Annotated in this window: 16 protein-coding genes; 4 read left to right on the top strand and 12 right to left on the bottom strand. The window is 62.3% G+C overall.

Annotated elements, in window-relative coordinates; genetic code table 11:
- Window positions 1–54: 54 nt before the first annotated feature.
- A complete protein-coding gene (locus tag HMPREF2944_RS01725; RefSeq protein WP_083313046.1) occupies window positions 55–1,068 on the top strand; it encodes a 4'-phosphopantetheinyl transferase family protein in 1,014 nt (337 codons plus the stop codon).
- Between the two features lie 129 nt (window positions 1,069–1,197).
- Here HMPREF2944_RS01725 and HMPREF2944_RS01720 read toward each other — a convergent pair whose 3' ends face one another.
- The 5 genes from HMPREF2944_RS01720 to HMPREF2944_RS01700 form a co-directional block, all read right to left on the bottom strand.
- Window positions 1,198–2,301, bottom strand: a complete 1,104-nt coding sequence (locus HMPREF2944_RS01720) for an isochorismate synthase (protein ID WP_070679883.1) — start codon at window positions 2,299–2,301, stop codon at window positions 1,198–1,200.
- A 73-nt stretch (window positions 2,302–2,374) separates the two neighbouring features.
- Entirely contained in the window at window positions 2,375–3,142 is a 768-nt protein-coding gene (locus HMPREF2944_RS01715; protein WP_070679880.1) for an SDR family oxidoreductase, read from the bottom strand.
- Window positions 3,139–3,840, bottom strand: coding sequence for an isochorismatase family protein (locus tag HMPREF2944_RS01710; protein ID WP_070679877.1), 702 nt, complete (start codon window positions 3,838–3,840; stop codon window positions 3,139–3,141). The genes HMPREF2944_RS01715 and HMPREF2944_RS01710 overlap by 4 nt, the downstream gene beginning before the upstream one ends.
- A 306-nt stretch (window positions 3,841–4,146) precedes the next feature.
- Complete coding sequence (locus HMPREF2944_RS01705; RefSeq protein WP_070679874.1) at window positions 4,147–5,556, bottom strand: FAD-dependent oxidoreductase; 1,410 nt, start codon at window positions 5,554–5,556, stop codon at window positions 4,147–4,149.
- A 217-nt stretch (window positions 5,557–5,773) separates the two neighbouring features.
- A complete protein-coding gene (locus tag HMPREF2944_RS01700; RefSeq protein WP_070679873.1) occupies window positions 5,774–6,403 on the bottom strand; it encodes an NAD(P)-dependent oxidoreductase in 630 nt (209 codons plus the stop codon).
- A gap of 112 nt (window positions 6,404–6,515) precedes the next feature.
- Here HMPREF2944_RS01700 and HMPREF2944_RS01695 point away from each other — a divergent pair, with 112 nt between their 5' ends.
- On the top strand, window positions 6,516–6,863 hold the full coding sequence (locus HMPREF2944_RS01695; protein ID WP_070679870.1) for a winged helix-turn-helix transcriptional regulator: 348 nt from the start codon (window positions 6,516–6,518) through the stop codon (window positions 6,861–6,863).
- 331 nt (window positions 6,864–7,194) lie between these two features.
- On the opposite strand, the gene HMPREF2944_RS01690 is transcribed toward HMPREF2944_RS01695, so the two are convergent.
- Genes HMPREF2944_RS01690 through HMPREF2944_RS01680 form a run of 3 tightly spaced genes read right to left on the bottom strand, consistent with a single transcriptional unit; the run spans window position 7,195 to window position 9,564 of the window.
- Window positions 7,195–8,031, bottom strand: a complete 837-nt coding sequence (locus HMPREF2944_RS01690) for an alpha/beta fold hydrolase (RefSeq protein ID WP_070679867.1) — start codon at window positions 8,029–8,031, stop codon at window positions 7,195–7,197.
- A gap of 27 nt (window positions 8,032–8,058) precedes the next feature.
- A complete protein-coding gene (locus tag HMPREF2944_RS01685; protein WP_070679864.1) occupies window positions 8,059–9,063 on the bottom strand; it encodes an NADP-dependent oxidoreductase in 1,005 nt (334 codons plus the stop codon).
- Window positions 9,064–9,111: 48 nt separating this feature from the next.
- Window positions 9,112–9,564, bottom strand: a complete 453-nt coding sequence (locus HMPREF2944_RS01680) for an Rrf2 family transcriptional regulator (RefSeq protein WP_070679861.1) — start codon at window positions 9,562–9,564, stop codon at window positions 9,112–9,114.
- 250 nt (window positions 9,565–9,814) lie between these two features.
- Here HMPREF2944_RS01680 and HMPREF2944_RS01675 point away from each other — a divergent pair, with 250 nt between their 5' ends.
- Window positions 9,815–10,327, top strand: coding sequence for a mycothiol transferase (locus HMPREF2944_RS01675; RefSeq protein ID WP_070679858.1), 513 nt, complete (start codon window positions 9,815–9,817; stop codon window positions 10,325–10,327).
- A 100-nt stretch (window positions 10,328–10,427) separates the two neighbouring features.
- Here HMPREF2944_RS01675 and rlmC read toward each other — a convergent pair whose 3' ends face one another.
- The 4 genes from rlmC to HMPREF2944_RS01655 all read right to left on the bottom strand — a co-directional run bounded on the left by rlmC (window position 10,428) and on the right by HMPREF2944_RS01655 (window position 15,267).
- Complete coding sequence (gene rlmC, locus HMPREF2944_RS01670; RefSeq protein ID WP_070679855.1) at window positions 10,428–11,561, bottom strand: 23S rRNA (uracil(747)-C(5))-methyltransferase RlmC; 1,134 nt, start codon at window positions 11,559–11,561, stop codon at window positions 10,428–10,430.
- A 636-nt stretch (window positions 11,562–12,197) separates the two neighbouring features.
- Entirely contained in the window at window positions 12,198–13,820 is a 1,623-nt protein-coding gene (gene groL / locus HMPREF2944_RS01665) for a chaperonin GroEL (protein ID WP_070679852.1), read from the bottom strand.
- A 345-nt stretch (window positions 13,821–14,165) separates the two neighbouring features.
- A complete protein-coding gene (locus HMPREF2944_RS01660) occupies window positions 14,166–14,750 on the bottom strand; it encodes a LytR C-terminal domain-containing protein (protein WP_049331512.1) in 585 nt (194 codons plus the stop codon).
- 157 nt (window positions 14,751–14,907) lie between these two features.
- The gene (locus HMPREF2944_RS01655) at window positions 14,908–15,267 is read right to left on the bottom strand and encodes a DUF3263 domain-containing protein (protein WP_070679849.1); all 360 of its coding nucleotides are present in this window, start codon (window positions 15,265–15,267) and stop codon (window positions 14,908–14,910) included.
- Window positions 15,268–15,429: 162 nt separating this feature from the next.
- On the opposite strand from HMPREF2944_RS01655, the gene HMPREF2944_RS01650 reads away from it, so the two are divergent.
- A complete protein-coding gene (locus tag HMPREF2944_RS01650) occupies window positions 15,430–16,101 on the top strand; it encodes a uracil-DNA glycosylase (RefSeq protein ID WP_070679846.1) in 672 nt (223 codons plus the stop codon).
- Window positions 16,102–16,148 lie beyond the last annotated feature (47 nt).

Genomic DNA, 16,148 nt, shown 5'->3' with positions numbered 1-16,148 from the left:
TCAAGCAGCCTCGCAACGCGAATTGCCGTAATGCCGGGCGGGTACACTAAACCTATGAGCTATTCTGCCCCCGAAACACCCAGCGCACAGCGCCCGGAGCGCCCTACCGCCCGTCCGAGCGAGCGCGTGCAGATTTTCGCTCTTCCCACCCGCACGATGTACGGTTCCCTGCGTTTTAGCTGGTTGAGCTACCTGGGGCTTGCTGAGCAGCAGCATGCGGCGCAGTTGCCGACCTCCACGGCGGCGGTCAGCTACCTGAGCACTCAGGCGCTTATGCGTGCCATGGCGGCGGCTCGTCTGGATGTGCCGTCCAGTGCCGCTTCTGAGATTGAGGTGGATCGTTCCTGCACCCTGTGCACCAGCGGTAAGAAGCACGGCAAGCCGCGTATTGCGGGCGTGAATTTCAATATGTCGCAGGTGAATCCGCTGGTCGTGGGTGCGTTTAGCCGTAATTCCTCGGCGGTGCTCGGCGTGGATGTTGAGACCCTGGATGCGCGCCTGTTCTCCGGTTTTGCGCGCCTGGCGCTCTCCGATGAAGAACGCGCGTTCTACGAGAGGGTAGCCCAGGAGCACCCCGCACCCGCCCTACGCCTGCTGTCGCTGGCCCTGTGGACCGCGAAGGAGGCGGTGCTTAAGGCAACCGGCCACGGCCTGAGCGTAGTGCCCTCCCTGGTTCGGGTGCAGCTCACCGAGGAGCTGTTGGATGCGCTCGAACTTGCCATGAACGAAGAGGTCCCGGGGGACTTTCTGGACAGCGACGCTCCCGAGCCGACCGCCCTGCGCGTACTGACTCAGGACAGCTTGACCGCCCAAGCGACCTTTAGCGCGCCCGCGGCTCAGGGCGGCGGCGATCAGGGCGGTAATCAGGGCGGCGAGGCTGCCGAGCGAAGCTTTAGCCTGCAGTGGGTACCCGTGGCGCTCCCCGACGCGGAGAACCCCGAGCACGCGCAGAAGATGCTTATCGCCCTGGCAGTGGAGAACCCCGCCGAGGGTGAGCCCGCGCAGGTTGAGGCTCAGCTTCTGCCGGTGGCTACTCCCCTGGAGCTCAAGCGCCTGCTCACCGATTAGCCAGGCTCAATCCCTCATAACAACAACGACTGAACGCGCCCGCCATGCCAGCGAGCGCGTTCCGTCGTTTTATTCAGTCATCGTATTCAGTCGTTTTATTCTGCCTCGTCAAGGCGTTCAAGGTAGAGCCTAAGGGGTGTCTTCCCCCAGGGTATCCACGCCCAGGGCGCGACCGAAGCTGCCGAGCTTCGTGCCGGTCTCCGTGTGCTCCAGCTCCGGGTCGGACTCAGCCACAATACCCGCGCCCGCGTACAGCACCGCCTCCTCCGGGCTGACCTGGGCGCAACGCAGAACCAGCGCCCACTCGCCGTTGCCCTCGGCGTCCATGTAGCCGACCAGGCCGCCAAAGTAGCGGCGCTCGAAAGACTCCAGCTGGCGAATCAGATCGAGTGCTTTCTCGGTGGGGGCACCGCAAATCGCGGGGGTCGGGTGGATCGCGCGGGCACCGTCCAGGCAGGTCAGTCCCTCCTTCAGCACACCGTCGATGGGGGTCGCCAGGTGCCAAAGCTGCGGGGTCTGCAGCAGCGAGGGCACCTGCGGCACGTTCAGCTCCTCGGCGATGGGTGCCAGGCGCTCGGCAATATCGTTGATGACGTAGGCGTGCTCGTGGCGGTCCTTCGGCGAGGCGAACAGGCGGTCACGAATCGCCTCGTCCTCGGCGCTACCGGGCTCGGCAATGCGCGGGGCGCTACCGGCAAGCGGGTGGGTCTTGAAGGCGCGGCCCTCGGTGCGGAACACCAGCTCCGGGGAGGCACCCATCAGGTAGCTTCCGCTCATACCGCGCTCACCGTCGGGCAGGCGCACCGCAAAGTTGAACGCGGAACGCTGCTGGGCGCGCAGGTTGTTGTACAGCGCCTCCAGGTTGAGAGCGCCGGGTGCGTAGCGGGCGGTGAGCACACGCGAAAGCACGATCTTGCTCAGCTCACCCGCCTTCATGCGCTCCACGGCGGTCGCCACGGCGGCACGGAACCGGTCGTTCTGCCGGCCGGTCACCGACACGGGCTCGGCCAGCTTCACGGTGTGCTCGGGGACGGGCACCTCCTCTTCCTCAAAGCGTTCGGGGACGAAGAGGTAGGCGGGGGCCTCCGGGTCGAAGGGGATGAGGCCCACGACGGCGGTGCCGGCGCGCTTTGCCTCTTCCTGGGCGTTCTCGAAGGTTACAGGGGTCATCGCACCGGCGGCGCGGAGCACGCGGGTGCCGGTGGCAAAAATATAATCAGGAAGGTTCGTCATTGTACTTCTGGTAGTGGCGTGTGGGCTCGCGCAGGGCGCCCCGAGGTGCAAGGGGCGGGGCGCGAACCGCGGTTTAGAGGGTAGCGCCGCCGTCGGCAACAATCTCCTGCATGGTGATGTGGCGTGCCGCTTCAGAAATGAGGAAGGCGTTGACCGCCGCAATATCCGCCGGGTCGGCAATACGGCGCAGCGGAATGCCCAGGCGGAACGTTTGCGGGTTACCGGCAACCGGCAGGGCGGAGCGGTCCTCCCCCTCCCAGGCGTCGGTCACCATGGGGGTTCGGGTGGTACCGGGGCAGACCGAGTTCACGCGAATACCGTGCGCGGCAAGCTGCAGACCGAAGCTGGAACTCACGCGCGCCGCCGACGCCTTCGATGCACCGTAGGCACCAAACTCCGCGCGGGGCACACGCGCCGCGTTGGAGGCGACCGTCACCAGGGAGCGGCTGTTGGTCGGGTCGGACTCCTGCTGGTCAATCATGATGCGCGCGAATTCGCGCAGGCACAGGAACACGCCGTCGGAGTTGACCGCGTGCAGGCGCTTCCAGGTGTCGAAGCTGGTTTCCAGCAGCGGCTGGCTGTGGGCGATGCCCGCGGCGAGCACCGCGCCGGTGATGGGTTCGTCGAGTGCCGCTACAGCGTTGGCGAGGGCGGTGACGGACTCTTCGCTGGTCACGTCTACGGCGCGGTAGCGGAAGATTGCGTCCCCGTAGGTGCCGAAGGAGGCAATGGGCTGCTCTGCAAGGTCAGCCGCAAACACCGAATAACCGTTCTTGATGAGCTGGTGGACGGTTGCCTCACCAATACCGCCGTTCGCGCCGGTAACAATTACCCAGCTCACGCGCGCGCCTCCTCAGCGCCCTCAGCCTTCTCAGCATCTTCTGCGGCCTGCAGGTCGGCGAGCACATCGGCGGTGTTCAGCACGCGGGCACAACGACCCGAAGCGTACTCGCACGCCATGCGGTGCTCCTCCTCCGAGAAGTCGGCGAGCGCGTCCGCAACCATAAACGGCTGAATATCACGCATGAACGCCTCTAGGGCGGTGGTCAGGCAGCCAATGTGCGCGTACACGCCGCCGATAATGAGCTGGTCGCGGCCAGACTCCTTGAGCAGGTCCTCGAAGGGGCTGCGCATGAACGCGGAGTAGCGCCACTTGGTCAGCACGGTGTCGCGGTCGGTGGGTGCCAGTTCGTCGAGCACGCGGGCGGACTCGTCGTTCTGCAGGCCGTCGCCCCAGAAGTCGATGAGCAGACGGCGGTCTTCGGGGTTCTGGCGCGGCGGCTGCGCGGTGTAGTAGACCGGGATTCCGGCGGCGTGGGCGGCGTCAATGAGGCGGCGCAGGTTCCGAATGGCGATGTTAATCTGGGCGTCCGGGTTGTCGTTGCCCTCACCCAGGTTGGCGCCTTCGAAAGCCTGGACGAAGTGTACCTGCATGTCGTGCACGAGCAGTACAGCGCGGGAGGGGTCCACAGGCCAGCTCACGCGGTTGCTGTGTTCACGGTCGACGTAGGTGTAGGGCTTAATTTTGGGCAGTGCCATGATTCTCCCGGTTCGTGCCTTTGGTTTTCGGTTGTATGCGCGGCGCAGGCCGTGCGCTGTGGTGGGTGTAGCAGCGAGTGAGGCTCGCCTCCGAGCCCCTTCGCGCTGACCACCCAACCGGTGAGCTTGCGCTTATCTCATAACCATCTTAGGGCATGCTTAGGTACAAGGTATATATGAGCCTTAACAAAAATGCTTCCCCACCCGCACCCCCGTTGACAGCACAACGGGCGGAACGGGCAGGGAAGCACTCGGACAAGCAGAAACGCTATACAAACCGCGAATTCAGCCGCGATTCTAGTTCAACTAGTTCACGGGCGCCGCGACGGCAAGAACCTCATTCAGACCCTCAGTGATCGAGGGGTGAGTGTAAATCTCATCGCGCAGCTGCGAAGCAGTAATGCCGTGGCGCATCGCCAGAGCCACCAGGTTAATAACCTCCATGGACTCGATTACCAGCAGCTGGGCGCCCAGAATCTGGTCGGTCTGCGCGTCAATCACGAACTTCATGATGCCGCGCGGGTTCTCCTGGGTCTTCGCGCGCGGCATCGCGGCAACCGCGGCAACCGGCTTCGAAGCGACCTTCACCTTGTGGCCAGCCTCGATTGCCTCACGCTCGGTCAGACCCACGGAAGACAGCGGCGGGTTCATGTAAATGGTCGAAGCCACTGCCTTACGGTCCTTAGTGGAGCGGGAACCGTCACCGACCAGCTGGGAGAGCACCACGCGGTAATCGTCGAGGGAGATGTAGGTGAACTGCGGGCCGCCGTTCACGTCACCGAGCGCGAAAATGTTCGGCACGGTGCTGCGCAGGTGCTCATCCACGACAATTGCGCCGCGGTCGTTGGTTTCGATGCTGGTGTTCTCCAGGCCCAGACCCTCGGTGGCGGGCTTGCGGCCGGTCGCAACCATCACGTAGTCCACCTCCAGCTCCCGGGTAGCGCCCTCGGAGTCGAGGTAGGTCACGGTCACCGAGTCAGCGCCGTCCTTGAAGGACTGCACGCGCACGCCGGTGTGAGCGGTAATGTCCTGGTCGGCAATAATTTCACGGGCAACCTGGGCAACGTCCTCGTCATAGCGGCCGAAGAGGGCGGGTGCGCCATCCAGAATGGTCACCTCGGTACCGTAGGAGGAGAAAATACCGGCAAACTCAACACCGATGGGGCCACCACCGATAATGCCCAGGCGCTTGGGGCGCGGGGTGAGCTTCTGCAACTCGGTGGAGGTGAGCACACGCTCAGATTCGCGGATACCCTCAATCGGCGGGATAACCGACACGGCACCGGTGTTGATGATGAAGTAGTCGGCGGTAACGCGCAGGGTGTCCTCGCCCGCGGTGACCTCAACCTCGGTGTCGGAGACGAAACGTGCGTGACCGTCAATGAGCTTAGCGGTCTCGTTGGACAGCAGGATCTCGCGGTTCTTGGCGCGCATCATGCCGGTCAGCTTGTCACGGAAAACCACGGCGGATTCGTAGGCGGCGTTTGCCTCCTCGATGGTGCGCTCGCCGCTGGCGCGGAACTCGTCGGCGCGGTGTACGAGCGCCTTGGTGGGTACACAACCGATGTTGATGCAGGTGCCGCCGTACATGTTTGAGGACTGCTCGATGAGGGCAACGTTCTTACCGGTCTTGGCGTATGCGCCGGCGAGAGTCTTGCCGCCCTTGCCGAAGCCAATGACGACCATGTCAAAGTGCAACTGAGCGGGGGTGGTCATAATATTCTCCTGTGAATTTTAGATGATGATGTCTTCACAGAGTTCAACGGAAAGAAATGAGTATTATTCCCGCGCGCCACATTTTTTCTTGACGCTGCGCTGGGGGTGCCTACCTTTTCCAGGCAGCCTAAAAAAGAGCCTTTATGTGAATAAAGCGGGATTTCCAACGCTATATTCACATAAAGGCTCTTTTTACACCCAGCAGCAGGGGTGTAAGCTAGCGCGACACCACGCTTACGCGTTCGCGCTGATGCTCCCCCGACTCAATAAGGTCAAGCACGGCGACCGCAAAATCCGCATAGCTAATTTCACTCTGCCCGGCGGCATTTATCGTCAGCACATCGCCTGCCAGCTGGTATTCACCCGTGCGCTCACCCTCAGGGTTAAACACCAGGGCCGGGCTCATGTAGGTCCAGGCAACATCCTCACGGATGCGCAGCGCATCATACGCCTGCGCCATCGCGGTAGCCAGCGGTTTGAATTCTTCGGGCATAGCGGGCGAGTCTACAAGCCGCTGATCCGTGGTCGAGTCGGGGTAGAGGCTACCGGCGCTGCCGATAACGAGCAGACGAGTTTGGGTGCCGCTGAGCGCCTCTGCAAGATGGACCAGGTGGTCCTTGTGCAGGTGCAGACTCTCGGGAGTCCACGCGCCGAAGGCGTCTACCACTGCATCGAACCCCGACAGGTCGTTGCGAGTGAGCGCGAAAACGTCCTTAATGAGTGCGTGCTGCGCCTGGGTGGGGTGTTCGGACCGCATGATAGCGGTAACTTCATGCCCGCGTTCGATGGCTTCACGCACGACGAGAGTACCGGCTTTACCGTTTGCACCGATGACTGCGATTTTCATGTTTCCTCCGCGATAAACGTTGTATTCTTAGGACGTATTCAACGCTACCGACGCGATAAACACCCGTCAATACGGCACTTTAACGTGCCCCAGTTACCCCAAGGAAACCATTGTGACGGACCAGTACCTTTACCAAAACGCTGAACTGCCGCAGTGCCCCGTCGAAACCACTCTGGAGGTTATTTCAACGCGCTGGGGCGCTCTGATTGTGCGTGATCTGCTCAACGGGCCCCTGCGGTATAAGGAGCTTCAGCGCTCGCTTGGCGATATTTCGCAGAAGGTGCTCACCGAAAATCTACGCCAGCTTGAGGCTCGCGGAATCCTCACCCGCACCGTCTACAAGCAGGTGCCGCTGCGCGTGGAGTATAAGCTGACCGAGCTGGGGCAGAGCATGCGCACCCTGTTCGATGCGCTGTGGGCGTGGGGCGAGCACTACCAGGAGGTCGTTGCGCAGAGTTAGTTGTGGAAGAACGGCGGCGACGGTGAGCGTCATTGCACCGGTTGGCCTTGGCGCCCTTGCCGAAGCCGATGACAACCATATCAAAGTGCAGCTAAGCGGGGGTGATCATAATATTCTCCTATGAAGTTCAGATGATGTTTTCTTCGCAGAGTTCAACGAGGGTGCGGGCGTATTATTTCCGGGTGCCGGTTTTCTTTGGGGCAGGCTCAGGCGATGGGGTATAAGGTGAGGCCCCCGCCGCAGGGGGCGCGGCAGGGGCCTCAAAGTAGGTTTTATGGGTGATATTTTGGCGGATTACTTGCCGTATTCGCCCATGTCAGTGGCCGGGACTCTAGCTTTCCAGGAACTTCAGCAGGTCCTCAGCGAACTCATCTGCATACTGGAAGAGAGCACCGTGACCGGAACGGTGGTACATCTTCAGCTCACTCTGGGCAACCTTGCGGTGCATATCGTAGGAGTTGACGCTGGGCACCATCATGTCGGTTTCACCGTTGACGATGAGGGTGGGCTGGGCAATGTACGCCATATCGTCCTGCGGCTGCTTGCCCCAGCGGCGAATAGCCACCAGCTGACGCAGGAAGCCGACAACCTTCATCGGGGCACCGCGGTGCGCCTCGGTGCGGGCATCCATGCGGTCCAGCACGCGCTGCGCCTCAATGCCGCCCTGTGCGTCGTGGGTGTAGAAGATGTAGCGCTTGGGGCTAATCTTCTCGCGGGCTGCACGCGCCATGTAGCCGAAGGTGGTTCCGGTGACGGCGTCGATTCCAGCGCCGCCGCGCGGGCCGGTACCGACCAGCACCATGCGGTTGATGAGGGCTGGGTAGGCGCGCACAACTTCCTGGGCAATCATGCCGCCCATGGACAGGCCCAGCAGGTTGACCTTCTGGTAGCCGAGGGCCTGAATAATTTCTGCTGCCTGGTGAGCCATACCGGAGATGGTGGTCGCAACAGAGCCTTCGCTGGAGCCTACACCGGGCAGGTCCATCACGATCAGGTGCTGGCGCTTAGCGAGCAGGTCAAGCAGCTTGGGGTCCCAGTCGTCCATGGTCGCGGCGAGGTGCACGAGCATGACCAGCGGAATGTCCGAGTTGCCTTCGCCGAGTTCTCGGTAGGCAATCTTCTGGTTGTTGACGGTGATGTGGCGGGTGGGAGGTTCGAGGTAAGACACGATTCTTCTTTTCGTTGAGTGAGGCGCTTATACGGTGAAGGAGATGACGGTCTTGCCGTTGGAACGGCCGTTAGCGACCTTGTCCAGGGCGGCGTTGACGTCTTCGAAGGGGAAGACAGTGTCGATAGAGGGCTTAATCTGACGCTCAGCGAAGATGTCAGCAACCTGCTGCAGCTGCGCGCCGTTAGATTCGACGAAGATGAAGTGGTAGGTCACGCCGTATTTCTGCGCCTTGCGGTCCATGGTGCGACCTGCCGCCCCGAAGAGCAGCTGCTTCCAGAGGGGCATGCCCATGCGCTGTGCGAATGCCTTGTTGGGCATGCCGCGCAGGGAGACGAGCTGACCGCCGGGCGCCATGATGCTCATCTGTTTTTCAGTCTCGTCGCCACCGAGGGTGTCGAGCACGTAGTCGATACCGCTGAGGGTTTCAGCGTAGTTTTCGGTCTTGTAGTCGATGAAGCGGTCAGCGCCAAGACCCAGCACGCGCTCCTTACCGGAGGCGCTACCGTTAGTGATGACGGTCAGGCCCTTTGCCTTTGCCAGGGGAATTGCCATGGCACCCACACCGCCGGTACCGCCGGAGATGAAGATGGTCTTGCCGGGCTGGGCGCTCATCAGGTCGAATGCCTGCATGACGGTCAGGGCGGTCAGGGGAACGCCCGCCGCTTCTTCGTCGCTGAGGTATTCGGGTACGCGAGCCAGAGCGGCCGCATCCACGGCTACGTATTCTGCGAAAGCGCCAATGCTGTTCAGCGGCAGGCGGGCGAAGACGCGCTCGCCGACCTTGAAGGAGGTGACGCCTTCACCGAGGGCTTCTACGCGGCCGACGATTTCGTTGCCTGCGATTTGGGGCAGGGCGTAGGGGGTGATGAGCTTGACTTCACCGCGGGAAATCATGTTGTCGAGGGGGTTGACGCCTGCGGTGCTGATCTTGACGAGTACCTGCTGTGCGGCGGGGCGGGGTGCGGGTACGTCAGTGACGGTGAGGGCGATGTTGTTCTTGTTGTATGAAACGATCTGTGCTGCCTTCATGGGGGTCCTTTCGGGTGTGGTGTTATTCGGTAAGTTCTGGTGCCGGGTTTAGCCGTGTTTGAGCCGGTTATGCGGGAGGGGTTTTCCTGCCGCGGTGTAGAGGTTCGTGATGACGTTGCGCAGGCTTCGCTGTGCGAGGTCTTGAGCCAGGTGCCGCTGGGTTTCTTCGAAAATGGGGTTGACTGCCTGGAGGATGTGGGCGCCGACCGGACATTCTTCGTTCGCGTTGTGGTGCGTGTGGAAGAGGTTGATGCTGTGGCTTTCCTGGACGGCAAGGTAGATGTCGAGGAGGCTAATGTTCTCTGCCGGGCGGGTGAGCTGGTAGCCGGGTTTGCCGCGCTGGGAGCTGAGGATGTCTGCCTTTTTGAGGAGGGTGATGATTTTGCGAATGTAGCTGGCGTTGGTGCCGACGCTACGCGCGAGGTCTTCGGAGCTGAGCGTTTTTTCGCTTTCGCTGATCATCGTTAGGACGTGCAGTGCTACCGAGAATTTGGTGTCCATATCCCCTCCTGGGTCGTGTGCCGCATACCTTAGTTGTATCCGTATCGGGTACAAGTACAACTATGACAGCAAAAACTTACACCGTCAAGTTTTATATCTACGACGTGCGCCATAAAAACAAAGGCCCTTCCCTCCTTCCACAGCCGCCCCTCAGCCCGCTCGGGCGTAGACTGAAACTACCCGGCTCCCTACGAGAAGCCAGCCTAAAGGAAGCCAGCCTACAAGAAGCCAGCAAATTCAGGAGGATTCCATGAAAACCCACGATATTCTGCGTGACGCCGCCAGCCGCCCCGGCATCGAAGCCGCCGTAGCAGTCAAGGGACTATCAGCTGAGGCGCTCAACGCCCACCCGGGCGGGCACCCGAACTCTATCGCCTGGCTGCTCTGGCACGCCGGACGACAGATGGACATGCAGCTCTCCGCGCTGAACGGTCAGCCGCAGATTTGGGAGGCTCAGGGCTTCAGGGAACGTTTCAACCTGGGCGAACTCGGCGACACCATGGGTTACGGCCACACCGCCGAGCAGGCACGCTCCATCGTGGTTGAAGATTCTGCCCTGTTGGTGGAGTACCTTGTGGCAACCGGCGAGGCACTCGCAGCCTACGCGCAGACGCTGAGCGAGGCTGATTTGAGCGAGATTATTGACCGTTCGTGGACTCCGCCGGTGACTCGCGGTGTGCGCCTGGTCAGCATGATTGACGACGCGGTACAGCACGTGGGTCAGGCAGCGTATGCGGCGGGTATTCTCGCGGCGCAGGGTTAGGAGCGGCGAGCTAAACCGCGCCCCAAGAATAGGCACGAAAAAGCGGTGGCGCCTCGGACACAACCATCCGAGACGCCACCGCCTACACGTATAAAGGCTACTACTGCCGCTGCAGCAGCACCATGACCTCGTAGTGGTCCGTATGCGGGAACATGTCCAGCACACGGCCCTGCACCGGCGCATACGAGGGCATACGCTCCAGGTCCTTCGCCAGGGTCACCGCGTTACAGCTCGAATACACCACGCGGTCAATACCCGAACCCTCAATCCACGCGCACAGGCTCTCACCAATACCGCGGCGCGGCGGGTTCACCACCAGCATCTGCGGCACCGTGCCCGAAGACACCGCAAACTCCGGCGCGTCCTGTGCCGAAAAGTCCACGCCCTCCAGCCCGTACTCGGCAACCGTACGCTGCGCCGAAGCGACCGCCTCCGCACTAATCTCAATGCCCGTCACCGAGCCGCCGCCCATCACCGAGGCAGCGTGCAGGGCAAAACCACCCACGCCGCAGTACAGGTCCCACAGCGAGCGCGGAGCCACCTCACGCACCCACTCGCGGCCCTGCGCGTACATCGCCTCGGCGACCTTCGTGTTCGTCTGGAAGAAGCTCTGCGGGCGCAGATGCAGGGTCAGGTCGTTCACCTGCATCGGCAGGGTCTGACGCTCCGAGAGAATAATCTCCTCGTCGCCCTCAACGCGCGCCACCGGCTCACGCAACAGGTTCACCGACAGAACCGCCAGGTTCGGCAGCCGCTCCTGCAGCCAGCCCAGCTGCCGGCGAATCGGCACCAGAAGCTTCTTCGAACGCAGCACGAAACGCACCATCAGCTCACCCGCCGCCGAAGCGGTAACCAGAATATTCTTCAGCTCACCGCGGCGATTCGGGATGTCATAGGGGGTCAGGTCTGCGCGCTGAATCAGCTCACGCAGCACCGGAATAGCCGCCTGAATCGGCTCCATATAGAGCGGACATTCGCTTAAATCCGTGGATGCGCCCGTACGGTAGTCCACGATGCCCAGGGTCGGGTTCTTCGCCGAACCGCCCACCACAAGCTTCGCCTTATTGCGGAAGCCCGCCTCCGCGCTGGTCACCGGATCCAGCCACTGCAACTGCGGGTGGGCGGCAAGCAGGGCGCGGGCATGCTCCTGCTTCGCCTGCACCTGCGCGGTGTAGGCGGTCTCAATGCTGGGGCAGGAGGAGCAGAGGTCATCACGAAAATAGGCACATTCCATAGGGGAACCATTTTACCGCCTCCACGAGCCGGGAACGCCGCCGGCCCATGACGCACGGGCGCTTAGGAACGCGAAGGACCCGATGGCCGAGTCCCCGGGCGACAATTTACTTTCAGCGCCGACCGATACGACCCCACCGAGAGCACGGAGAACCCCGAAAAGACTGACAGCACCCCAAGAAAGCCCAGGCACGAGGCGACGGCCCCGGCAGAAAAGACAGAGCCGATGGACCCAATCGAGAATACCGAGCCAATCGAAAACGCCGAGTTCACGGAACCAATACTGCAGAACGAGTTCACCGATCCGATGCTCAGAATCGAGCCCCGCGATCCGATGCTCTTCACGCTCCGATTGGCGCGGTCCGGGGCTGGTGAAAGATGAGAAGAAGACGTGGTGTTAGAGCTCATGTTCTCAGCATATCGCTTACCCCCTCCTCGCCTCGCAAACACCTCTTTGAGTTACCGCCCAAACGGCACAGAAAAAGCGGGGGCGGCCACCCTTCATGGGTAGCCGCCCCCGCCTCATACGGATGCGTGGACCTGCGCCGGTTTGGGTACCAGCGCCGGGTCACCACCGTGTCACGCTTCGCGTGCCACGGATTCCGTAGAAATTTACCCCATCAGGGATAAATTTCTACTACATCATGCCTGCCATGCCGTCCGCACCGGGAGCAGCCGCACCAGCGGGCTCCGGCTTGTTTGCCACAACAGCCTCAGTGGTCAGGAACAGGCCAGCAATAGACGCAGCGTTCTGCAGAGCCGAACGGGTCACCTTCACCGGGTCAGCAATACCGGCAGCCATCAGGTCCTCGTACTCACCGGTTGCAGCGTTCAGGCCGGTACCAGCAGGCAGGGAGCGAACGCGGTCAACCACAACGCCCGGCTCCAGGCCAGCGTTAGCGGCAATCTGCTTCAGCGGTGCATCAATAGCCACGCGCACAATGTTCGCGCCGGTAGCCTCGTCACCGGTCAGCTCCAGCTTGTCGAAGACCTTCACGCCGGCCTGAATCAGAGCAACGCCACCACCGGGGACGATACCCTCCTCAACAGCAGCCTTAGCGTTACGCACAGCATCCTCAATGCGGTGCTTGCGCTCCTTCAGCTCAACCTCGGTTGCGGCACCGGCCTTCAGCACGGCCACGCCACCGGCGAGCTTAGCCAGGCGCTCCTGCAGCTTCTCGCGGTCGTAATCGGAGTCGGAGTTAGCGATCTCTGCGCGGATCTGAGCCACGCGACCCTCAATAGCTGCTGCGTCGCCCGCACCCTCGATGATGGTGGTCTCGTCCTTGGTCACAACGACCTTGCGGGCGGTACCCAGCATGTCCAGGGTTGCGGCGTCCAGGGACAGGCCAACCTCTTCGGTAATGACCTGGCCACCGGTCAGGATAGCGATATCGGCCATCTGAGCCTTACGGCGGTCACCGAAGCCCGGAGCCTTCACGGCCACAGACTTGATGGAGCCACGCATCTTGTTCAGCACCAGCAGAGCCAGAGCCTCACCCTCAACGTCCTCAGCAACAATCAGCAGCGGCTTGCCGGACTGCATGACCTTCTCCAGGACGGGGACGAGGTCCTTAACGTTCGAAATCTTCTGGTTCACAACCAGGATGTAGGGGTCCTCCAGGACGGCTTCCTGACGCTCCGGGTCGGTCACAAAGTAACCGGACAGGAAGCCCTTGTCGAAGCGCATACCCTCGGTCAGCTCCAGGTGCAGGCCGAAAGTGTTGGAGTCCTCAACGGTGATGACGCCTTCCTTGCCGACCTTCTCCATTGCCTCAGCAATGAGCTTGCCGATCTCGGCGTCGCCAGCGGAAATAGACGCGGTTGCGGCAATCTCTTCCTCGGTCTCAACTTCCTTCGCGGAGGAGAGCAGAGCCTCGGTCACAGCCTCAACAGCCTTCTCGATACCGCGCTTGAGGCTCAGCGGGTCAGCGCCAGCAGCCACGTTGCGCAGGCCCTCGCGGACCAGCGCCTGAGCCAGAACGGTAGCGGTGGTGGTACCGTCACCGGCAATGTCGTCAGTCTTCTTGGCAACTTCCTTGACGAGCTCCGCACCAATCTTCTCGTACGGATCCTCCAGCTCGATTTCCTTCGCGATCGAGACACCGTCGTTGGTGATGGTGGGGGCGCCCCACGCCTTCTCCAGCACAACGTTGCGGCCGCGGGGGCCGAGGGTCACCTTCACTGCATCGGCGAGGGTGTTCAAACCGCGCTCAAGGCCGCGGCGTGCCTCTTCGTCAAAAGCAATGAGCTTTGCCATAAGTGTCCTCCTGAACGATAGGATTTTCTCCTGCATCCCGCTGGGATGCGGTACGTCTAAAATTGGGGCCCGGACCCTGGCGCGTGTAACTCACGCGCGCGCCATGCAGGGCGCCCAAATGCTACATCAATTGTGGCACCCGCACCGGCAGGGGGCAAACGTTTAAGCCCAAGGTTGAAGGGTTAATCGCCCAGTGCTTAATCTGCGCTCACCCAACCCACCATCGGGGACCTCAACACCCTCTCGAGGGGGACGTTAAAGCATCAACCCCACCCGGTACCTGATTGGAATTGCACGAGTGGGGTCGGTGAAAGTTTGTCATGACAAAGCGGCGGAGGCGGGGGCCTAGCCGGTGTAATCGGAGGCCAGAACCACAATCACCTCGTGGTTGCCCATCGGCACGGCGGAGGTCGCCTGGCGCACCTGGGAAATGTCCAGGGCCGCGGCGATGCTCTGCGCCTGCGCCTGGTAGCCCTCCGCGTAGTAGACCACACTGGTCGCCGGAGCCGCGCCGGTGTAGTTGGCGGTCTCATTGACGGTGTAGTTGCTCAGCAGAGCCGCCGCGCTCGAGGCGCTACCGGCCGGGGCAGACGCGTTAAACACGCCCACCGAAATGCTGTCCACCAGGCCCGTCTTCGAGGGGGTGGCCGAGGCCGTCGCGGACGCAGAGGCAGAAGCGGAGGTAGCGGATGCCGAGGAACGGGCCGAAGCAGAGCTCGACGCGGACTTCTGCGCCGAGTACTCGGGCGAAGCCGTGCGCGGGGCATAAATGTACATGGCGGCACCCACCAGCAGGCCGACCACGCCGGCGGCAACCAGCGGAATAGCACCCTTCGGGCTCTTTGCGGGATCGGCGTTGACCGCGCGGTAGGTTCCGCGGCGTGCGGTCTTCTCGTCCACCTCATCAAACTCGTCGCGGGGATAGCTCATGGTCTCCTCAATTCACGGGTACTTCATCGCGGTGGTCCGCGCGGTGCTTCTTCGAGGTAGCGCGGCGGATGACTCGGCGCTCCCTGTACCTAGAGTACCGTCTCGGGCCGGCGGGACCAACGCGGGCACGCACCGCAAAGCGTCACGCCAGGATTGACTAGTCGGCGTCACGACGGGCGCGCAGCGCATCCACGAGTCGCGGAGCCGCCGCGCGCACGCGCTCGTCGTCCAGCATGACGTTCAGCATCTGGTAGTAGGCAATCGGGGGGAATCCGAGGGCTTTAATGGCCTTCTCTTTGGAACCCTGATGCTTGAATCCTCGGCGTTCCAGGGCCAGGATGCGCCGCTCGAGCGGGTTCAGCCCGTCGTTCAGCTCATCCGATTGGGTCTCGGCACGGACGAGGGGCTCGGCCGAGGTTTCAGCCGGGCTTTCGGTCTTTCCCGGAGTTTTGTTCTCGGGAGTTTTGTTCTCCGGGGTTTCGGACTGCACGGCTTCGGCGTGTTCCTGCTTCGGCATATTCCCTCCTCATTCTGTCTGCGGCGTACCATCGCGGCCGACATTGCCACCGCGAGTATTCGTCTTCCCTTAGTCTAGAGGAGAGCCTCAGTCTAGAGGAGAAGCAAACGTCGCGCGCCCGGCACCGAAACCAGCCGGGCCGCCCCAGCCCGAGGAGTACGCTTGAACCAGCCCCTGAACACCATCATGAGCGAGGACTGGGCCGCGGCCCTCGCCCCGGTCGAAGAGCAGATTCACGCCATGGGGAATTTCCTGCGCGCCGAGCACGCCGCCGGCTACCGAACCTTCCCGCCGTCCGGCGATATCTTCAACGCTTTCCGCCGCCCGATGAGCGAGGTTAAGGTTCTTATCATCGGGCAGGACCCCTACCCCACCCCCGGTAATGCCATGGGCCTGTCCTTCTCGGTGCATCGCGGCATGCCCGTGCCCCGCTCGCTCACCAATATCTATAAGGAACTGCAGGACGACCTGGGCATCGCTCCCGCCGAACACGGCGACCTGTCCTGCTGGGCTGATGAAGGCGTCATGCTCCTGAACAGGGTGCTTTCCGTGCGCGAGTCCGACGCCGGTTCGCACCGCGGCAAGGGCTGGGAAGAGATTACCGAGTGCGCTATCCGTGCCCTGGTGGCGCGCAATCAGCCGCTCGTGGGTCTACTCTGGGGTGCGGATGCACGCAAGTGCGCGCCCATGCTGAAGCCGTACCCGAGCGTGGAGTCGGCGCATCCCTCGCCCCTTTCGGCGCGACGGGGTTTCTTCGGTTCCCGCCCCTTCTCCACAGTGAATTCCCTGCTCGTGCAGCAGGGGGCCGAGCCGGTGGACTGGACCGTGCGCTAGAGCTTTCAAAGATAGCGTGGCGGCCCGTGAACCGAGGTTCACGGGCC

Origin of the sequence: Rothia sp. HMSC072E10 (assembly GCF_001813965.1) — a bacterium.
GTDB classification, from domain to species: domain Bacteria; phylum Actinomycetota; class Actinomycetes; order Actinomycetales; family Micrococcaceae; genus Rothia; species Rothia mucilaginosa_A.
Note: the sequence above shows the minus strand (reverse complement) of the source record. Positions and strands in the feature narration are given on the sequence as shown.